The 21230-nt window shown below is 42.4% G+C and carries 16 protein-coding genes and 2 pseudogenes; 9 read left to right on the forward strand and 9 right to left on the reverse strand.

Annotated features, from left to right (window positions below; genetic code table 11):
• From FFF34_013720 to FFF34_013730, 3 genes are read right to left on the reverse strand one after another with little or no spacing between them, the layout of a single operon-like run.
• Positions 1-1398 carry a bifunctional UDP-3-O-[3-hydroxymyristoyl] N-acetylglucosamine deacetylase/3-hydroxyacyl-ACP dehydratase gene (locus tag FFF34_013720; GenBank protein ID TSD64952.1) on the reverse strand — a complete coding sequence of 466 codons (1398 nt, stop codon included), beginning with the start codon at positions 1396-1398 and terminating at the stop codon, positions 1-3.
• A 30-nt stretch (positions 1399-1428) separates the two neighbouring features.
• On the reverse strand, positions 1429-2472 hold the full coding sequence (lpxD, locus tag FFF34_013725) for a UDP-3-O-(3-hydroxymyristoyl)glucosamine N-acyltransferase (GenBank protein TSD64953.1): 1044 nt from the start codon (positions 2470-2472) through the stop codon (positions 1429-1431).
• Between the two features lie 60 nt (positions 2473-2532).
• Positions 2533-3759 (reverse strand): HD domain-containing protein, encoded by a 1227-nt coding sequence (locus FFF34_013730; protein TSD64954.1) that lies wholly within the window; start codon positions 3757-3759, stop codon positions 2533-2535.
• A gap of 138 nt (positions 3760-3897) precedes the next feature.
• Here FFF34_013730 and FFF34_013735 point away from each other — a divergent pair, with 138 nt between their 5' ends.
• From FFF34_013735 to FFF34_013750, 4 genes are all read left to right on the forward strand, one after another.
• Positions 3898-5451 carry a bifunctional response regulator/alkaline phosphatase family protein gene (locus FFF34_013735; protein ID TSD64955.1) on the forward strand — a complete coding sequence of 518 codons (1554 nt, stop codon included), beginning with the start codon at positions 3898-3900 and terminating at the stop codon, positions 5449-5451.
• A gap of 173 nt (positions 5452-5624) precedes the next feature.
• Positions 5625-5999 (forward strand): type II toxin-antitoxin system VapC family toxin, encoded by a 375-nt coding sequence (locus tag FFF34_013740; GenBank protein ID TSD64956.1) that lies wholly within the window; start codon positions 5625-5627, stop codon positions 5997-5999.
• Between the two features lies 1 nt (position 6000).
• Complete coding sequence (gene tsaE, locus FFF34_013745) at positions 6001-6417, forward strand: tRNA (adenosine(37)-N6)-threonylcarbamoyltransferase complex ATPase subunit type 1 TsaE (protein ID TSD64957.1); 417 nt, start codon at positions 6001-6003, stop codon at positions 6415-6417.
• Positions 6418-6468: 51 nt separating this feature from the next.
• A complete protein-coding gene (locus FFF34_013750) occupies positions 6469-7695 on the forward strand; it encodes an alanine dehydrogenase (GenBank protein TSD64958.1) in 1227 nt (408 codons plus the stop codon).
• On the opposite strand, the gene FFF34_013755 is transcribed toward FFF34_013750, so the two are convergent.
• On the reverse strand, positions 7696-8286 hold the full coding sequence (locus FFF34_013755; protein ID TSD64959.1) for a histidine phosphatase family protein: 591 nt from the start codon (positions 8284-8286) through the stop codon (positions 7696-7698). It abuts the gene before it with no gap.
• A 57-nt stretch (positions 8287-8343) separates the two neighbouring features.
• Between FFF34_013755 and FFF34_013760 the strand changes: the two genes are divergently transcribed.
• The 3 genes from FFF34_013760 to FFF34_013770 all read left to right on the forward strand — a co-directional run bounded on the left by FFF34_013760 (position 8344) and on the right by FFF34_013770 (position 13359).
• Entirely contained in the window at positions 8344-9324 is a 981-nt protein-coding gene (locus FFF34_013760) for a YihY/virulence factor BrkB family protein (protein TSD64960.1), read from the forward strand.
• Positions 9325-9562: 238 nt separating this feature from the next.
• Entirely contained in the window at positions 9563-10684 is a 1122-nt protein-coding gene (locus FFF34_013765) for a peptide-binding protein (GenBank protein ID TSD64961.1), read from the forward strand.
• A gap of 89 nt (positions 10685-10773) precedes the next feature.
• On the forward strand, positions 10774-13359 hold the full coding sequence (locus FFF34_013770) for a zinc-dependent metalloprotease (protein ID TSD65071.1): 2586 nt from the start codon (positions 10774-10776) through the stop codon (positions 13357-13359).
• 51 nt (positions 13360-13410) lie between these two features.
• On the opposite strand, the gene FFF34_013775 is transcribed toward FFF34_013770, so the two are convergent.
• A complete protein-coding gene (locus FFF34_013775; protein TSD64962.1) occupies positions 13411-13683 on the reverse strand; it encodes a hypothetical protein in 273 nt (90 codons plus the stop codon).
• 294 nt (positions 13684-13977) lie between these two features.
• Here FFF34_013775 and FFF34_013780 point away from each other — a divergent pair.
• Both FFF34_013780 and FFF34_013785 read left to right on the forward strand, forming a co-directional pair.
• Positions 13978-14190 (forward strand): annotated as a pseudogene (locus FFF34_013780) (hypothetical protein).
• A 590-nt stretch (positions 14191-14780) separates the two neighbouring features.
• Positions 14781-17732: an outer membrane beta-barrel protein gene (locus FFF34_013785; protein ID TSD64963.1), complete on the forward strand. Its 2952-nt coding sequence runs from the start codon at positions 14781-14783 to the stop codon at positions 17730-17732.
• A gap of 63 nt (positions 17733-17795) precedes the next feature.
• Here the strand turns inward: FFF34_013785 and FFF34_013790 are convergent, their stop codons facing one another.
• The 4 genes and pseudogenes from FFF34_013790 to FFF34_013805 all read right to left on the reverse strand — a co-directional run bounded on the left by FFF34_013790 (position 17796) and on the right by FFF34_013805 (position 21159).
• Positions 17796-18170 (reverse strand): response regulator, encoded by a 375-nt coding sequence (locus tag FFF34_013790; GenBank protein ID TSD64964.1) that lies wholly within the window; start codon positions 18168-18170, stop codon positions 17796-17798.
• Positions 18171-18406: 236 nt separating this feature from the next.
• A pseudogene (locus FFF34_013795) lies at positions 18407-18523 on the reverse strand (hypothetical protein).
• 6 nt (positions 18524-18529) lie between these two features.
• The gene (locus FFF34_013800; protein TSD64965.1) at positions 18530-19621 is read right to left on the reverse strand and encodes a hypothetical protein; all 1092 of its coding nucleotides are present in this window, start codon (positions 19619-19621) and stop codon (positions 18530-18532) included.
• Positions 19621-21159 (reverse strand): YifB family Mg chelatase-like AAA ATPase, encoded by a 1539-nt coding sequence (locus FFF34_013805; GenBank protein ID TSD64966.1) that lies wholly within the window; start codon positions 21157-21159, stop codon positions 19621-19623. The genes FFF34_013800 and FFF34_013805 overlap by 1 nt, the downstream gene beginning before the upstream one ends.
• Positions 21160-21230 lie beyond the last annotated feature (71 nt).

Here is a 21230-nt window from a genome sequence, read left to right on the forward strand (position 1 = left end):
TTATTTATATTTAACTATTTGTGCCATTAGCTCGGCCTCTACTACAATCTTTTCGCCTACCATTCCTATACCTTTCATTTGTGCTATACCACGGCGTATAGGTGCTATCAAGTCGCAACGGAATATTAACGTATCGCCCGGCAAAACCTTGTCTTTAAAGCGGGCATTTTCAATTTTCAGGAACAAGGTTAACCAGTTTTCGGGGTCGGGCACGGTGTTTAATACCAATATACCACCTGTTTGTGCCATAGCCTCTATTTGTAGCACACCCGGCATAACCGGCGCACCCGGGAAATGGCCCACAAAAAACGGCTCGTTCATGGTTACCGCCTTAAGGCCTACCACGTGCGTTTTGGTCAGTTCTAATATTTTATCAACCAACAGTAAAGGCGGGCGGTGCGGCAATATGTTCATTATCTGAACGGTATCGTATACAGGTGTCATGTTGGGGTCGTATACCTTTACATGTTTGCGGCTGCGCTCTTTTTTGATAAGCGTTTTTATTTTTTTAGCGAAGGCAACGTTAGCCGCGTGGCCCGGCCTTGCCGCCATGATATGGCCTTTTAAAGGCACACCAACCAAGGCCAGGTCGCCTATCATGTCCAGCAGTTTGTGGCGGGCAGGCTCGTTTTGGTGCCTAAGCTCAATGTTGTTTAATATCCCCTGCGGGGCAACATTAATATCCTTGCGGTTAAATATTTTAGCCAGGTGGGCAAGCTCTTCTTCGTCAACCTCTTTATCAACAACTACTATAGCGTTGTTAAGGTCGCCGCCTTTAATCAGGTCGTGCTTTACCAGCATTTCTAACTCGTGCAAAAAGCAAAAAGTACGGCTGGATGCTATTTCCTTCTTAAATTCTGATATGCTTGAAATAGTAGAATGCTGGCTGCCCAAAACCTGTGAGTTATAATCAACCATACAGGTGAAGCGGTATTCATCATCTAATGGCATGGCTACCATATCTACCTTGCGGTCGGGCTCGGAGTAGTGAATGTTATAGGGTATATGGTAATACTCTCTATCGGCATCCTGCTCGGTAAAGCCAATTTCTTCAATAGCATCAATAAACTGTATCGAGCTGCCGTCCATTATAGGCGTTTCAGGGCCATCTAAATCTATCAGCACGTTGTCTATCTCTAAACCAACTAAAGCGGCTAATACGTGCTCTACAGTACTTACACTTGCGCCATTTTGCGTAATGGTAGTGCCGCGAGATGTATCAGTAACATTATCCACATCGGCATCGATAATAGGCTGGCCCGGCAGGTCAACCCGGCGAAATTTATAGCCATGTTTTTCGGCTGCGGGGTTAAACGTCATGGTAACGCTTTGCCCGGTGTGCAGGCCCGTGCCCGAAACCGAAACGGGTGCCTTAATAGTTCTTTGTTTTACATTCATGTTATACCGTTCGTTGTTTTCAATAGTAAACTATTGGCGCTCTTTAATTAGCTGCGCTATTATATTTTCAAGTTCGTTCACTCGTTTCTCCAATTCGGGCAGGCGGCTCACCACCACGTTCGATCGCATATTATTACCATAAGGTATGGCCGGCGAACCTGCCCATTTTTTACCTTCATCCGTAATGGTGCGGCTAATACCCGATTGTGCCTGTACCTGTGTGCCTTTTGCAATGGTAATGTGGCCCACTACACCTACCTGGCCGCCAAGCATTACATTTTCGGCAAGTTTTGTGCTGCCCGCAACGCCGGTTTGCGCGGCAATAACAGTGTTGGCCCCTAACTCTACATTATGGGCTATTTGAACCAGGTTATCTAATTTAACACCTTTTCGTATAATTGTTGATCCCATGGTGGCCCTGTCAATAGTAGAGTTGGCACCAATTTCTACGTTGTCTTCAATTATTACGTTTCCTATTTGGGCCACTTTAGTAAAAGTACCATCGGCATTAGGCGAAAAGCCGAAACCATCGCTGCCTATAATGGTGCCCGAATGTATAACCACATTATTGCCAATTACACAATCGAAATATACTTTAACACCGGGGAACAAAGTTACGTTATTGCCCAGTTTTACATTATCGGCAATGTAACAACCAGGGTATATTTTGCAACCATCGCCCATTACTACATCCTGGCTTATATAACTAAAGGCACCTAAGTAAATATCTTTTCCTACCGTGGCCGATGGGTGTATAAAGCTTGGCTGCTCAATACCAGCCTTATGAAGTTTAATGGTGTTGTACTGTTCCAGTAGTAGTGTAAAAGCGCTGTAAGCGTTCTCTACACGTATAAGGGTGGTATTTACCGGGCCGGTAAGTTGCTGCGTATTATTAACAATAACAATACTTGCACCGGTAGTATAAAGGTATTGCTCATATTTAGGGTTAGCTAAAAATGACAACGAACCTTTGCCGGCTTCCTCAATTTTGGCCAGTTGGTTAACGGCCGCAAGCGGATCGCCTTCAACTGTTCCGTTTAGCATAAAGGCTATATCCTTTGCGGTAAATTGCATCGTACAAATTTAAATGTTAAAACCAAAGCAACAAATTATTAACTTTTAGCCTTTATACGCTTATTTTAAGCCTTTGGTGTAGCAAAGTATGTATTTTTTCACGGTTTTTGATAAGGCTTCGAGGTTTGAATTGTCGCTGGCCAGCGTAATATCTCTAATTGTGCCGTCTTTCATTAATATGTGTATGTTACCATCGCCTTTGTTATAGGCATTATTGCGTATGGCATCGGTAAACACAAAATAGCTGGCATCATCCTCGCTGATGTTGTAGGTTGTCATGGCCTTAGCCGCTAAATCTTTTATCAGTTTTTCATCAGGCTTATCGGCTGTAATATCAACATGATAGAGCTTGCGGTTAATAAAGTTGTGGCATAAGGTGGCTAAAACCCTATCGTCGCTATCGGCCCAAACCTTTACTGCTGCCATTACATCGGTATCATCCAACAGTGCAAATGTTTCTAAATGCAGGGTGTTGGTAATAAAGTCTTCTTTAGATATTATCTTTTCTAAAAAATGGTTGAGCGCGGGGGTAATAGCAAACTTAGCACCCTGTAAAGTTAGTTCGCGGCTGCGGTTAAATATTTTGCAAAGCAATTGTTCGCCGGCTATAACGGTTTTATGCAGGTAAACCTGCCAGTACATCAGCCTGCGGGCAATCAAAAATTTCTCTATCGAGTAAATACCCTTTTCTTCAACCGTAATGCTGTCATCTTTAACATTCAGCATTTTTATGATGCGGTCGCTGCTTATTACCCCCTCAGATACACCTGTAAAGTAGCTGTCGCGGTTAAGGTAATCCATACGGTCCATATCCAGCTGGCTGCTTACCAGTTGATGAAGGAACTTTTTAGGATAGGTGCCCTTAAATATAGCTATAGCCAAAGTAAGTTGCCCGTTAAACTCGTCGTTCAAGCGGTTCATTAATAGTATAGATATATCTTCGTGGCTCACGCCCTCAACAATGGTATGCTCTAAAGCGTGCGAGAAGGGTCCGTGCCCAATATCGTGCAATAAAATGGCTATCATCAGCCCTTCCTTTTCTTCGGGGGTAATGGTTTGGCCTTTATTACAAAGCGTTTCTATGGCCATGCCCATTAAATGCATGGCACCCAAAGCATGATGAAAGCGTGTATGAAGCGCGCCGGGGTACACCAAATGAGTCATGCCCAACTGTTTTATATACCTAAGGCGTTGAAAGTACGGGTGTTCTATCAGGTCAAACACCAGGTCGGTAGGTATGCTGATGAACCCGTATACGGGGTCGTTTATAATTTTCTTTTTGTTCAAAGTAGCTGTAAAGTATGCAAAAGTGATGAATTATGACAAAACATGTATGGTCTAATTGTTAATATATGTTAATCCTTACCTATTTTTACAACAAATACCCGGCTAACAGGTTATAGTTGGTGAAAAATATATAAAATTATGCAGGACACCACCATATTATGGGCCGATGACGAAATTGATCTGTTAAAACCGCACATACTTTTTTTGAACGAAAAAGGATATAAAGTAACTACAGTTACCAATGGTAACGACGCGGTAGATGAATTCAAGAAAGGCTATTTTGACCTGGTTTTTCTGGATGAGAATATGCCAGGATTAACCGGCCTTGAAACGCTGCAGCAAATAAAAAACATTAATAACGATGTACCTATTGTGCTGATAACCAAAAACGAAGAAGAGTACTTAATGGAGGATGCCATCGGCTCTAAAATTGACGACTACTTAATAAAACCCGTACACCCAAAGCAGATACTGCTTACTATAAAAAGACTGACCGAAAACAAACGCCTGGTGACAGAAAAGACCACTATGGCCTATCAGCAGGATTTTCGTAACCTGGGGATGACGCTTAACGACAACCTAAGCTACCAGGAATGGGTAGATGTTTACAAAAAGCTGATCTATTGGGAGCTGGAGCTGGAAACACTTGAAGACGCCGGTATGCACGAGATACTTACCATGCAAAAGGCCGAAGCCAATGTGCAGTTTTGCAAGTTTGTTGAGCGCAATTACCTTGGCTGGATAAAGGACCCCGAGAATGGGCCAACTACATCTCCTCAGTTATTTAAAAAGAAGGTTTTCCCTAAGCTGGACGGTAAAGGGCCGGTATTTTTTATACTGATAGATAACTTAAGATACGATCAGTTCAAGATAATTAACCCTATCATATCTGAATACTTCAGGCTGGAAGATGAAGATACTTATTACAGTATTTTACCTACCGCTACACAATATGCGCGTAACTCCATCTTTTCGGGCCTGATGCCATTAGAAATGGAAACCCGCTACCCACAAATGTGGCAAAATGATGAGGATGAGGGCGGCAAAAATTTATTCGAGGCCGATTTTATTGCTGATCAACTAAAAAGAACGCTGCGTAAAGATATTAAGCACTCATACCATAAAATTTTAAATATTGATGAAGGCAGGGCGCTGAATGAGTCGGTTAATAACCTGATGAATAACGAGCTTAACGTAGTGGTATACAACTTTGTTGATATGCTTAGCCACGCCCGTACCGATATGCAAATGATACGCGAATTGGCGAGCGACGATGCCGCCTACCGCTCGTTAACGCTATCGTGGTTTGAGCATTCGCCGTTGTTTGATTTGCTTAAGTTTTTGGCATCAAAACAGGTTAGGGTGGTAATAACCACCGACCACGGTACCATACGCGTTAAAAACCCCAGCAAAATAATCGGCGACCGTAACACCAACACCAATTTGCGCTATAAACAAGGTAAAAACCTTAATTATAATGCAAAAGAGGTGTTTCACATCCGTAACCCGCACGATGCCATGCTGCCTAAGCTGCATGTAAGCTCGAGCTTTGTTTTTGCCAAGGGCGATAGCTACTTTGTATACCCTAATAACTATAATCACTTTGTTAATTTTTATAACGAAACCTTCCAGCACGGGGGTATATCTTTAGAAGAAATGATCATCCCGATAGTAACTTACGGGCCTAAATAATTAATTTTTTTTAGTATTTTTGAGTATGGTTGTAGTATTAAAAACCGAAAAAGACGTTATTAAAATAAAAAAAGCATTGGCAGAGCGTCAAAGTAAAAAGTTTGACGCAAAAAAGTTTTGCGGGCTTTTAAAAACAGATGAAGACGCTTTAGAAATTCAACTGCGATTAAGAAATGAGTGGAACTGATATCTTCATAGATACCAATATTTGTATTTATTTATTGAATGGAGATGCCAAATTAGCCAAGCTTTTACAAGATCAAAGTATTCACATTTCATTTATTACCGAAATTGAACTTTTTGCTTATCATGGGCAAAGCGACACTTCTGTAAATATTTTAAAAGCTTTTATAAATTCGGTTACATTGATCGATATATCTAATGATATTAAGCAAAAGACAATTGATATAAGGAGAAATTACAAAATGAAGCTGCCAGATAGCATCATTGCAGCATCATCGTTAACTAAGAAGTTACCATTTGTTACCGCAGATAAGAATTTTAAGAAGATTCCGGATCTCGACTTGGTTTTATACGAATTATCTTAAATTGGACTTACATATCTCATCCCTATCCGAACTGCCCGAAGTAGCGTCTCAAATTATAAGCTACGCAGGGGCTAATAAAATATTTTTGTTTTATGGCGATATGGGCGCGGGCAAAACCACGCTCATTAAGAACCTTTGCGCAGAATTAGGTGTGGTGGATGCTGTTACCAGCCCTACTTTTTCAATTGTAAATGAATACGCCGGGAGTAACGGTCCAATTTATCATTTTGATTTTTACAGGTTGAAAGATCAGAATGAGGCATTGGATATGGGCTACGAAGAATATTTTTACTCGGACAACTATTGCTTTATAGAGTGGCCCGAAAAAATTGGAGGCCTTATACCGCAACAGTATACAGGGGTGCGCATACAGGTAACAGGTGACGGAAGCAGACAAATTACCGTTGAAAACATTTAGTCATCAATCCTGTTTTTTTCTTATCTTCATCAGCCGGAAAAATAGAATAATATGAGTTCAGGGAAATTAAGCGGGTTTTCTGATGTCGCCAAACAGGCGATGATGCAACCCCAGGAATCGATGCTGGAGGTTAAAAACAAAAAGAACAAACTTTATATTGGTATACCCAAAGAGGTTTCATTCCAGGAAAACCGCATCCCGCTTACGCCGCTATCGGTAGCGTTATTGGTAAACAACGGGCACGAAATAGTGCTGGAGAGCAATGCCGGGCAAGCCGCCAATTTTACCGACAATAATTATAGTGAGCAAGGCGCGCAAATAGTATACGATACCAAACGCGTTTACGAAGCCGACATCATTATAAAAATAGCACCGCCAACGCTGGAAGAAATTGAAATGATGAAGCCGGGGCAACTGCTTATTTCGGCCCTGCAGGTATCTACTTTAAAAGCCGAATGCCTGCATGCCCTTATCAAAAAAAAGATTACAGCCCTTTGCTTTGAGCATTTAGAAGACGAGGGCGGATCGTTAACCGTAGTACGCGCCATGAGCGAAATTGTAGGCGCTACATCTATACTGATTGCAGCCGAATATCTAAGTAATATTTTCGAAGGTAAGGGATTAATGCTTGGTGGCATTACCGGTGTACCCCCAACCGAAATTGTAATATTAGGTGCCGGCACTGTTGGCGAATATGCTGCCCGTACCGCTATAGCCCTTGGTGCCGAAGTAAAAGTCTTCGACCCGTCGATATATAAGCTACGCAGGCTGCAAAATAATATTGGTACCCGGGTATTTACATCGGTAGTGCAGCCTATTGTGCTGGAGAAGGCTATCACCACCTGCGATGTGGCAATAGGTGCCATACGCGCCGAAGATGGCCGCAGCCCCTGCATAGTTTCAGAAGCGACGGTTAGCAAAATGAAACCAAACTCGGTTATTATAGATGTAAGTATAGACCAGGGCGGCTGTTTTGAAACATCAGAGGTTACCAACCATACCCACCCGGTGTTTCGCAAATACGATGTGATACATTATTGCGTACCAAATATAGCATCGCGCGTGGCGCGCACGGCAACCTATGCGTTAACCAATATATTTGCTCCCATTTTGGTAGATATTGGCGAGCAGGGCAGCCTAAAAAATGTAATATGGCAAAAGGCAGGTATACGCAAAGCGGTTTACATTTACCAGGGGCATATTACCAACAAGCACCTGGGCGAGCGCTTCTCTATCCCATGTAAAGACCTGGACCTGCTAGTTGTATCTAACCACTGATCAATAATACGGCCTGGCATATTCAGGGTGCACTACCTCCGGCAGGTATTTGTCGGGTATATCATTTAAATGGTGTTTTTGCCCGTAGTTGGTAATTTCCAGCTCCACATCGCCATTCTCCTGTATGATCACTTTAAAAAGCATATCATAATCCTCATCATCCAGTGTTTCAAAAGGCATTTCGGCACCAAATGCATCTAATAGCGGCATAACGGTGTTTGAGTGGCCAATAATTAAAACATTATTACCCTTAAAGTTCTTAGTAATGGTAGCGGCAAACTTTTTAAGGTTAGTATCGGGGTATACACGCGGTAAAAGTTTTGCCTGGTAAGCCAATGGCCTTGCGGTTAAACCTGTGCGTTTATATTTAGTAACATAAATAGCCTTAATGTGGGCACGCTTTAGTTCTTTGGCAAGGGCTAATGCCCTTTCCTGCCCGGCACTGCTTAAAACAGGGTCGTCGTTATTAGCAGTGCCGGTAACTTTTTCGGCATGGCGAACTATATAAATAATAGTTTTTTGTGCACGGGCATTAAAATTGCTTGCCAATAAACTAATAAGTAAAAATAATATTAAGGGAGCATGTTTCATAAAGCTATGTTAACCTGTTTTAGAAATAAGCACTAACAAATATATCTGATTTTTGACATGAAATTATTTAGCAAAGAGTATTTAAAGCAATTTTGGAAAGTATTATTAGCCACATTTAGTGGTTTTTCTAATGATAACGGTCTAAAATTTAGTGCTTCGTTAGCCTATTATACAGTGTTTTCGCTGGCACCTTTGTTGATACTCATCATATCGCTTGCGGGGCTGTTCTTTGGCCCTGATGCGGCCACTCATCGCCTTTATCCGCAAATAGAACACTATGTAGGCTCTAAAGCGGCTTTGCAGATACAAGAGATGCTACAACAGTTAGAGTTGTCAGGCAAAACAGGTGTTGCTGTAGTTATTGGTGTGGTTACCCTGCTTATAGGTGCCAGCAGTATATTTATTGAGATGCAGGATTCGTTAAACACCATATGGCGTGTAAAGGCAAAGCCAAAACGCGGGTGGGTAAAAATGCTGCAAAACAGGTTTTTATCCTTTTCGCTTATTATCAGCCTCGGCTTTTTATTGATGGCATCATTAGCTATAAATTTATTAATAAGTGCCTTAAACGACCGCATAAACCACTTTTTACCGGGCCTCACCAAACTGCTTATACAGGGTGTAAACCTGGGTATAACGCTGATCGTTATATCAACCTTGTTTGCCATTATATTTAAGTTTTTGCCCGATGTTAAAATTAAATGGAAAGATGTGCGTACCGGGGCAATATTTACAGCTATCCTTTTTATGATTGGCCAGTACCTTATTAGTTTATATATTCAGTATACGGCACAGGGCTCTACCTATGGCGCCGCAGGCTCGCTGATCGTTATATTGGTTTGGATATACTATACCGCGGCAATTCTATACATTGGTGCCGAGTTTACGCAGGTGTATGCCGAAGCCATAGGCAGCCATATTGAGCCGGCAGAATATGCTGTAAGCGTAAAGCAAACCGAAATAGAGCGGGTGGTAGACAAACTCCCCCCGCAGAACCCCGAATTAAAGGGCAACCTGAAATGCGACGAGAATAAATAAGGTGCCTATCAACGTATTAGGGGTGATATTTTAATTGCCGGCTACACTGTTAATAGGTGGTTAAATCAGCATTAATTACAAATAATGTTGTAGATTTAACTACCAATTTAAACAAGTGTTAAGCGGCTCCTTTTTAAATATTAAAAACCTTGCTGCATGGCTTTTTACCGTGCTATTGTGCTGTACAATTGTTTCGGCAGGGGCTCAAAGTTTTGCCATTGATAGTAACCGGCGAAGCATGACAATACCGTTTAAGGTTGTTCGGAACATGCTAATTATTAAAGTAAAAATAAACGAACAAGGCCCGTTTAACTTTATATTAGATACTGGTGTAGGTTTAATGCTGATAACCGACCCCAAACTGGTAGATTCTATTCAAATAAAAAATACACGTACTATTAAAATATCCGGCCTGGGCGAAGCCGAAGCTTTTGAAGCGCTGGTTACCCCGCCTATAGATGTGGACATATCAGGAATTAGAAGTGTTGGGGTATCGGCAGCGGTGTTAAAAAAGGATTACTTTAACCTGTCGGGCTTTGTGGGCTCGCAAATACATGGTTTGTTGGGATATGAGTTTTTTAGCAACCTTGTGGTAGGTGTTAACTTTAGCGACAGCACCATAACAGTAACCCAACCAAAATACTTTAAAATACCCCGCAGGAGTAATAAGGTGCCTATTACTATCGAAGATAAAAAGCCCTATATGGAATCGAATATCGTTTTCCCAGACGGTAAGAAAGTGCTGAATAAATTGATAATTGACCTGGGCGCCGGGCACCCGCTATCTTTAGAGAACCTGATTCAAAAAAGTGGGTTGCCGCCAAAATATATAGCAGCCAACTTAGGGGTAGCACTCAACGGCCCCATAACCGGTTATATAAGCAGGATGAACGAGGTGGAGGTAGGCAAATACAAAGTAAAGGGCGTGCTAACATCATTCCCCGATATTGACTACGCCAAGCGCTTGTTTAGCATTAAACGCGATGGTAATATTGGCATAGGCTTATTAAAAAGGTTTAATTTAATTTTCGACTACAGCAATAGTGCCTTATATATTAAACCCAACGAAACCTACCGCGAGCCATTTGAACATGATATGACCGGGATGGAATACTACTCGGGCGGGCCTGAACTTAGCCACCTTTTTATCAGCAGGGTTGAGCCGGGGTCGCCGGCAGATATTGCGGGACTGGAGAAAGATGACGAGATAGTTTCGATAAACTTTAAACCGGTTTCAAAAATGAGTATCGAAGAGGTTGATAACTTCTTTAAATCGCGTAGCGAGCGTAGTCTGCTAATCGATATTTTTCATGATAAAAAATACGACCGGGTTATTATAACGTTAAAGCGCCGAATATAACTGTAACAAAACTATTGCAGTTGGTTTTATCGCTGTAAAATCGATATTTTTAGCCTTTACTAATAATTTAAACTTTTACAATGATGTCAATATTACGGGGAAGTAAATACCTCCCTATAGCCGTTGCTACGCTTGCGATTGCAGCAACATCGTGCGCTACAAAAAAACAGGCAACCCAGGGCCAAACAGTTACTCTTAAAACCACCTCCACTTCTTCCGGATCTACAGCTACCGCAACCGTTGGGCCGGCTAAAAAAGAAGGCATTAAAAAATTCAGCGACCTGGTGGGTAAAACAAAAGCCGATACCGGCCTTTTTAATACCTATAAGATCGACGGTAAGTATTACTTCGAAATTCCGGATAGCCTGGTAAGTCGCGAAATGCTAGTAGTTACCCGTTTTGTTAAAACCCCCGTTGGCTTAAAATCATTTGGCCAGCAGTATGGCGGCGAAGAAGTTAACGACCAGGTATGGAAATGGGAGCGACACGATAAACAAGTTTTTATACGCATACCCAGCTATGCCGTGAGGGCCGATAGCACCAGCGATATGTACCAGTCGGTAAAAAACTCAAACCTTGATGCCGTGTTGGCAGCGTTTGATATAAAGGCTTACAATAAGGATACTACAGGTGTGCTAGTTGATGTAACCGACCTTTATAATGGCGATATCGCAGCAATAGGATTGCCTGATAACATCAAAAAAATGTACAAAGTAACCGGGCTCGACAATACCCGCTCTTACATTGATACTATAAAAAGCTTCCCAATAAATGTTGAAGCACGTACGCTAAAAACTTACAGAGCTGCCGAGTCGCCAACGGATAATACCACCGGTGCGGTAACCTTTGAGCTGAATACATCAATGCTGTTATTGCCTAAAGTGCCAATGCAGGCACGTTTAAACGATGACAGGGTTGGCTTTTTTGGCCAATACCAAACAGATTATGGTACAGGTGCCCAAAAAGCCGAAGGTACAGCATATATACACCGCTGGAGGTTAGAGCCTAAAGACGAAGCGGCATATGCACGCGGCGAATTGGTTGAACCTAAAAAGCAAATTGTTTATTACATAGACCCCGCAACCCCTAAAAAATGGGTGCCCTATTTAATAGCAGGTATTAACGACTGGAACAAAGGTTTTGAAGCGGCAGGCTTTAAAAACGCCATTGTTGGTAAAGTGGCGCCAACTGCAAAAGAAGACCCTGAATTTAGTACCGAAGATGCCCGCTACAGCGTAATCAGGTACTTCGCATCAGATGTGCAAAATGCTTACGGCCCGCATATATCCGACCCGCGCAGCGGCGAGATATTAGAAAGCCACGTAGGTTGGTACCATAACGTAATGAGCTTGCTGCGTAACTGGTTTTTTATACAAACCGCGGCTGTAAACCCTAATGTACGCAACCCTAAATTTACTGATGAGCAAATGGGCGAACTGATACGCTTTGTATCATCGCACGAGATTGGCCACACCTTGGGGCTACCGCATAACTTTGGTAGCAGCTACGCTTACCCGGTAGATTCGTTGCGGTCAAAAACATTTACCGCTACACATGGTACAGCACCATCAATAATGGATTACGCCCGTTTTAATTACATAGCGCAGCCGGGCGATGGTGTTACTCACTTGTATCCGCAAATTGGCGAGTACGACCTTTGGTCTATCAAATGGGGGTACAGCTATTTTCCTGGTAAAAAAACTCTTAAGCAAGAAAAAGAAATATTGGATGTCTGGACAATGCAAAAAGCCGGTAACCCGCTTTATTATTACGGCCGCCAGGGCACATCTATCGACCCGCGTTTACAAAACGAAGATTTGGGCGATAACGCCATGAAAGCAAGTACCTATGGTATAGCCAACTTAAAACGTATTTTGCCAAACATCGAAAAATGGACCTTTCAAAAAGGAGAAGACTATTCTGATGTGCAGGACCTGTATAACGAGGTTATTGGACAGTTTAATAGGTACATGGGGCATGTTACTACCAATATTGGGGGTATGAACGAAAACTTTAAAACATACGATCAGAAGGGCCCTGTTTATGATTTTGTAAACAAAAGCCTGCAACACGATGCAGTAATGTTTTTAAATCAGCAATTATTTACTACCCCATACTGGCTAATAAATAATTCGGAACTAAGCAAGTTTGACAATGGTGTAGTATTAGGCCGTATTAAGGCGCTACAGGTAAACGTTACAGCTAATGTGCTTAACGCATCAAGGTTGGCGCGTATGTTTGATAACGAGGCTAAAAATGGCGCAAAAGCTTATACAGTAGCCGAATTGCTGACTGACTTACATGCCGGTATATTCACCACAGGCAAACCTGATCAGTTTAAAAGAAACCTGCAACGTGGTTATATTGATAACTTAAAGAGTTTGTTGAACGAAGATGCCAGCAGAAGCTTTCCTGGCGCTACATCGGCGCAATTAGCCAATTATGGTTTAACACCTATCAACATTGCCTTGTCTGACATCAGGCCGTTGGTTAGGGCCGAGTTAACTAAAATAAGTGCAGGCTTGCCTAAAGGTGGGGATGCCATAACAGCAGCACATTACGCCGATCTGCGTTTGCGTATCAAAGAAGCCTTATATCCAACAAGGCCGATTGTGAACATACCTGCCGGTGCGCCGGGGCGTTTAGCTAATGATAACAGCCAGATAGAATATTAAAAATCAAGTGCTTTACATTAAGCCCTCGTTGATGTTTTCAACGGGGGCTTTTTATTTTAACTGGCTTATATTTTCAAAAAAAGCAGTCTGGATGTCCAAAAGAGTGCGCACACTTATTTTTTCGCCATAAGTATCAAAGCAAAGAAACTTCGACTTTCGGGGGTCGTTATCTTTTGATTTCTCCAAAAAATTGAAGGTCTCATAAAAATAATGGTTAGTTGTAATGTGGCTTTTATTATTTGTTTGCGAGGCGTTAAGCCTAAATCCAATGGCATCCATCCATTTATGCACCCTTGAGTGCAATGACACAGCAAAATTATCCATAGGTTAATGTATTTATAAAGTTTAACGAAAAGCGAGTTGAAAATGTTGCGCGATTTGCAGCATTGATTTTTTAACAATAGTTAATTGCTAATGTAACCTGTAACTGGTTATTTAATTCTTTAAAGAAAATTAATACACATCAAAGAAATTTTTGAAACTAATTGAAGGATACCTCGTACAAGACGGTATCCAAATAAAATATTTATGAAAATAAACAGACTACTGATTGCCATTTTGTTGCCGGCTATGATAAGTGTAAGCGCTTGCAAAAAATTGAGCATGCCTGGTCCGCAAGGTAAAACGGGGAATACCGGCAAAACCGGTGCAACCGGCGCTACGGGTGCAACCGGCCCGGCAGGTGCAACGGGTGCCACAGGTACCGGCGGCCCGCAGGGGCCAACCGGCGCAACGGGCGCTACCGGTGCAACCGGCCCACAAGGCCCCGCCGGCCCGACAGGAGCCACCGGCGAAACCGGCGCACAAGGCCCGCAAGGGGCAGATGGCAATGCCAACGTGCAAAGCTTTTTGCTAACCAACCGCAGTGTTGCGCTAACAGGCTTTACAACATTTAGTATTCCGGCTATTACCCAGGAAATAGTAGATCAGGGATTAGTGCTTGTTTACTTTCGCATATCTGGTAGTGGTACCGGTTATTTCTCGCTGCCCTATAACGAGGCGGGGAACACGCTTGCCGTATCATCATACCGCGCCGGCAGTTTAGATGTTAAGGCAAACTTTACTGCTAACAACCTCGATTTTAGAATAGTTGTGATATCGGGCACCGGGCTCACCAATTTAGGCACTGTGCATCCGGGCTTAAATCTAAAGGATTATACGCAAGTAGCATCGGCATTGCGGTTAGGTAATTAATAGTGGCATTGTATGTAAATGTATACAAGCCAAAAGGTTATATAAATAAAGGGGAGCTGCTAACAGCGCCCCTTTATTGTTTAATGTAACAATGGTATTGCTTTAATACGGTTATATGTAACAATAATATGATTAGTTAAATATTTAAAACTAAATAAGCGAACATTTGCACAATATATGCGTTACCCCTGCGGAAATTACAGCATGTATATGTATTTAAGACGATTATGAAACATTTATATTTAATACTCATACTTATATCCTTTGGTATAATTAAAGCGAATGCACAGGCCACACGCCAGGTAAGCGGTACTGTTATAGACAGTACAAAACTAACCTTGCCGGGCACCAACCTACGCCTTACGTCGGATAAAGGCGATAGCGTTATTACTATAGCCGATGCTAACGGAAAATTTACTTTCCCGGAAGTAAAGGGCACTAAGATAAATTTGGCCATTACCTCAATTGGCTACCAGGCAATAATTAAACACTTTACCCTTGATGCAGGCACGGGCCCGGTAACGCTCGACCCCATTATACTGCAATCAGACACAAGGCAGCTTGCCGCGGTAACTATTGTGGGTGTTAACCCGGTGGTTTTTAAGGAAGATACCGTTGAATATAAGGTTAGTGCCTATAAGGTACGCGAAAACGCACCTGTTGAAGATGTATTAAAAAAGATACCCGGTATTGATGTAGCGAAGGATGGTACTGTAACCGCGCAAGGTAAGCAGGTTACTAAAGTACGCGTAAACGGTAAAGACTTTTTTGGCGGCGACGTACAAAGCGCTACCAAAAACTTACCGGCTGATGTAATTGAAAGCGTACAAATAGTAGACGACTATGGCGACCAGGCCAACCTAACCGGTGTTAAAACCGGCGAACCAGCCAAAATATTAAACTTTACAATACGTAAGGATAAAAACTATGGTTATTTTGGGCAAGCGACAGCAGGTGATGGCAGTGACCTATTACCAAAAGAGCCTGGTGTAACTAACGAAAACAGGTATGTTGGCTTACTAAACTTTTTTAAATTTAAAGGAGACCAGCAAATATCTGTTTTAGGCAGTATAAACAATACCAACGTTAATACCTTTAGCTACGGCGCGCCAACAGGTGGTGGTGGTGGCGGTTTTGGTGGTAACGGCGGCGGTGGCGGTGGCCGCGGTAACGCTTTGCGGGGCGGTTCTACAGGCTCAACAACCAACGCAAATGGTATAACCAATGCCCATTCTATCGGCTTAAACTTTCGCGATCAATGGGGTAAAAATTTGGCTGTTTATGGTAGCTATAGTTATACTAATAACACCACCTTTACAAATTCGACATCGCTACAAGAAAATAATAACCAAACGCCAACGACTAGTAATACCAATAGCCAGGAAACAGCCAATCCATTAAATCACCGGTTTAATTTTAATTTAGAGTGGAAGCCGGATACTATTAATTACTTAAAGCTTACGCCGACCTTTTCTTATTCGGGTACAGATGTAACCAGTTTTGATGATGTAAGTTCAACCAGAAACAATGCGCCTAATTTAGCTTATACATCAAACTCTATCAGCAATTCCACCTCGCCTAATTATGGCATTACCGGTTTGTACAATCACAGGTTTAATAGTAAGGGCCGTAATTTAAGCATCAACTTCAATGCTAATACATCAAAAAACTCATCGTACGATAACCCTATATATAATTACACGGTAGGCAACCCTACTGCGCCTATTAACCAGGTTATTAACACCGATAGCCGCACAAATAGCTATGGTGCAAACTTTTCTTTCCTTGAGCCCATAGGTAAGGTTTCCTTCTTGGAGTTAAATTACGCTTATAATCACTCTTACAACACCAGCGATAAGCAAACCGATACGCTTGATAATACTAACAGATATAACCGATACGATTTGTTAAGCAACAATTATAATTACACGTTTACTACTAACCGCTTTGGGTTAAATTATAGGGTAGTAGAAAAATTGTACAACTATACAGTGGGTGTTGGTGTACAGCCGGCAACACTATCGGGCGTTAATTTGCAAAATGGCATCAAAACCAGTGTATCAACTTTTAATGTTATACCAGCTGCAAACTTTAACTACAACTTTTCGCGTAGCAAGGCTTTGCGTTTTAACTATAATGGTAATAGTAACCAGCCATCGTTTAATCAATTACAACCTGTTACCGATTTTTCTAATGCGTTATACCCTGTACAAGGTAATCCCAACTTAAAGCCCGAGTTTGCCAACAATGTTTCGTTACGATACAACAACTTTAGCTTTCAAACAGGTAATATATTTTTCAGCAATCTGTCGTACACATCAACAAATAATAAGATCGTAGCAAATACCGTCACCTATCCCGAAAAGTTTACGGCTGCAGTATTGGCTACAGCATCTGACGAGACCAAGCGACTACAAAATACTAACTTAACCCAGTATTTAAATACCAGCGGCTATTACCAGTTAAGCGGTGGTGTAGTATATTCAAAACCATGGGCCGAGCGCAGGTACACCTTAATATTTGGCGGTAACGTTGCCTATACCAATAACATTGGTTTCTCGCAAAGTGTAGATAGCAACTACGTATTCTCTGCAATAGAAAAAAACATAGCAAAAACGCTATCAGTTATTCCTAATGTGCGTTTCAGAATGAATATTACTGATATAATTGATGCGGAATTGAACGCCAAATACACCATCAACAAAACCAATAACTCGTTACAAAACCCGGTTTTCAACAACAATACCAACACCCGTACCTTAGAGCTCGGTGCAAATGGCAAAAATTATTTCTGGAAAGACTGGACCTTAAGCTACGACTACACCAAACAATTAAACTACGGTTACTCGCAAACGCTTAATATTAAAAACCCTAACCTGTTAAATGCATACGTAGAGCGCCGCTTTTTAAAAGACCATCGCGGTACCATACGCCTTGCCGCATACGATATATTTAACGAGAATACGGGCTACTCAACTGTTACCAATGGCAGTACAGTAACCCAAACTAACGTAAACAGGCTTGGCCGTTATTACCTGGTGAGCTTTACCCTGCGTTTGCAAAAATTCTCGGGAAAGGCCCCAACTCAAAACAGAGACCTTAGACAAGGTGGCGGCGGCGATCGCCCTGCTGGCGGCCCTCCGGCTGGCGGCCCCCCTCCGGGCGGCGGCACATTCTAAACTGCTATATAACAAAAAGGCCCCTGTTGATGAAACAGGGGCCTTTTTTATACTTTATGATTTTTAGTTTTTTACTAATACAGTATTAATAACCCGCTCAAGCTCCTCCAGATCAAATGGTTTGGCCAGGTAGGTTTCGGCACCGGCATGGTCAGCGAGTAGCTGTATATCGCTATTAGCCGAGAAGTAAACTACGGGGATGTTTTTAAGGTCATCGTCCTTTTTAAGCGTTTGGGTAGCTATAATGCCACCGGCATCAGGTATCCAGTTGTCCATCAAAATCACATCCGGCTGTATACCCGAAACCTTTTCTACGATGTCGTTACAATCTGTATAGGTATGAACTTCCCATCCCTGTTCCTCTAAAATATAGCTACAGATAGACAGAATGTCCTCATCATCATCAAAAATAATGATCTTTTTGTTTGTGTTGCTCATTGGAAATGTAGGATGTGAAACTAAAAAGAAGTTTTAAAAAAAGCAAATTTTTTAATTAGCGGGATAAGCATTAGATACGTCATTTACCAACAGCCGGTTTTTTACATTCCACACCTGCGCATAAACCATTCCAATTTTTTCGTGGTCATGCGGGATTTTTTCTCTTTTTTTCGTTTTAATTCGTTGGGTGTGCTTAACTAATATAAAAATTTATTGGCAAACCGAGATGTCTCCCATCACCCTGCCCACCCTTCTCTGTCCAAACTCCTGAAGTGGATGGCTTCGGCAAGGTGTTCCATTTTTATATCGGGGCTGTCGGCAAGGTCGGCTATGGTGCGGCTTACTTTTATAATGTTAGATTACTCGCTATCCCCACGCAATATAAAACCGTAACTCTGCACGGTTTTTTTTGTTACGCTGGGCAACTCGTTTAAGGCTTTTAGGTATACATATTTTTTGCCTTTTTCAATACCGGGAAAGAGCTCAACAAGTATCTTTTTAATCTCTTCGTTTTCAGCTGTTAGCTCTGCGGTGTTTTGTAGAGGTATCTTGGTTATATAGGTGATAGATGTAAATATCCCATTACTTGCAGTAAATGGACTTACATAAACAATTTCGGGCATTGTAGGAATCTTAGAGAGTTTAATAGGCATAGGATATTTTTCGGCCATCTCTTTAAATACTTCTGCTTCAAATTTTTTCATCGCCGGTAGCTCTGTGTAGTTGAAGCTTTGCGGGAATGGTGATATTGTGCGGGCTGATAAAATAATATTGTTATAGGTATCTAATAAATAGCCCTTGCCGTAATATTGCCGGGCTAATTTATAAAAGTCGACCGCTGTAATACCCTTTATACTATAGGGCAGTACAGCATAAAATTCCATCTTCCAGGTATTGCCATATTTGCAATATACACTGGCTAATAAAAACTCCCTGTTCTCTCCCGGGCAAATTAATAACGAGATGTATGTGTTTTTTTGGGTAATGAAAAATTTGAATTTGTAACCATTGCCACTTGTCGAATCTTTAACAATTACCCCCACCTTACCAATCTCGTTAGACCTATACGAGAATTCGTCAAGCACGCGATAGCGTTTCTCTGTAATATCAGTATAGCGCTCCACCTTAAATACCGGAGAGGGAAAACTTTCTTCCAGGCTTTTAAAGTTAGCTAATTGAATTTTCGACCTATCTGAATACATAGAATGAAGCTTCGATGTATCATTGTCTAAATATGCAGATAGCAAAGTATCGTTTAAATTTTTAATCTTATTCCTTAATCTCTTATTTATCTGGTTGTTGCGATAAACAATGAATTTAGTGGCGGTATCAGGTGGTGGAATAGGGCGTATGCTAACCAGCTCTTCAACAGTACTGTCTTTTTGGGTTTGTTGTTGCGCACTACAATTAATAGTAACAAGTAATACTAATATAGTTAACAATTTCCTCATCACCCTGCCCACCCTTCTCTGTCCAAACTCCTGAAGTGGATGGCTTCGGCAAGGTGTTCCATTTTTATATCGGGGCTGCCGGCAAGGTCGGCTATGGTACGGCTTACTTTTAGTATTCGGTCGTAAGCGCGGGCGCTAAGGCCCAGGTTTTCCATGGCCTTTTTTAGCAGTAGCTGCCCCGCATCGGTTATTTTACAAACGTCGCGCACCATTTGCGGGCTCATTTGGGCGTTGGCATGCAGATCGGGCTTGTTGCCAAAACGCTCCATCTGCACCTCGCGGGCTTTTATCACCCGCTCTCGGATAAACTCACTCTTCTCGGCCAACCGTTCTGACGATAGCTCGCTAAAGTTTACCGGGGTAACCTCCACATGCAGGTCAATACGATCTAACAAAGGGCCGGATATTTTGCTCAGGTATTTTTGTACGGTTCCGGGCGGGCATATACATTCCTTCTCGGGGTGGTTGTAGTAGCCGCAGGGGCAGGGGTTCATACTGGCCACCAGCATAAAGCTGCTGGGGTAATCAACGGTGAATTTGGCGCGCGATATGGTTACCCGCCGCTCTTCCAGCGGCTGGCGCATTACCTCAAGGGCGCTGCGCTTAAACTCGGGCAATTCATCCAAAAACAAAACGCCATTGTGCGCTAACGAAATTTCGCCGGGTTGCGGGTTGCTGCCACCGCCAACAAGCGCTACATCGCTTATGGTATGGTGCGGCGAGCGGAATGGCCGTGTGGTTACAAGCGCATCTGCCGCGGATAGCTTGCCGGCAACAGAATGTATCTTGGTGGTCTCTAAAGATTCGTGCAGACTAAGTGGCGGCAAAATACTGGGCAGCCTGCGGGCTAGCATGGTTTTACCTGCGCCGGGCGGGCCTATTAATATTACATTATGGCCGCCAGCGGCAGCAATTTCTAAGGCGCGCTTAATGTTTTCCTGCCCGCGCACTTCGCTAAAGTCGCTGTCGTATGCGGTAAGGCTATTAAAAAATTCGTCGCGGGTGTTTACCACCTCGCGTTCAAGGGTAGCATCTCCATTAAAAAAATCGGCTACCTGTTTTATATTTTCTACGCCGTAAACTTCCAGGTCGTTTACAATGGCGGCTTCGCGTGCGTTTTGCTTGGGTAGTATAAAACCTTTGTAGCCCTCTTTACGGGCCTGTATGGCAATAGGTAGTGCACCTTTAATGGGCTGCAGGCCGCCATCTAACGATAGCTCGCCCATAATGAGGTATTTGTCCAGGTTGTTGGCCTCTATCTGCCCTGATGCTGCTAAAACGCCAATGGCAATGGTAAGATCGTAGGATGAGCCTTCCTTTTTTATATCGGCAGGTGCCATGTTTACCACCACCTGCTGGCGCGGCATGCGGTAAGCACAATTCTTTAAAGCCGACTCGATACGGAAATAACTTTCTTTAATGGCTACATCGGGCAGGCCTACCACAAAGTATTTGGTGCCTGATGCTATATTCACTTCAACTGTTATGGTAATTGCCTGTATACCATAAACCGCACTGCCAAACGTCTTAACTAACACTGATAAGGTTTATTTATAGCGAAAGATATAGATTTTATTTGAGGGATGAAAACACAGATTGCCACATTCTT

The organism is Inquilinus sp. KBS0705 (assembly GCA_005938025.2).
Taxonomy (GTDB): domain Bacteria; phylum Bacteroidota; class Bacteroidia; order Sphingobacteriales; family Sphingobacteriaceae; genus Mucilaginibacter.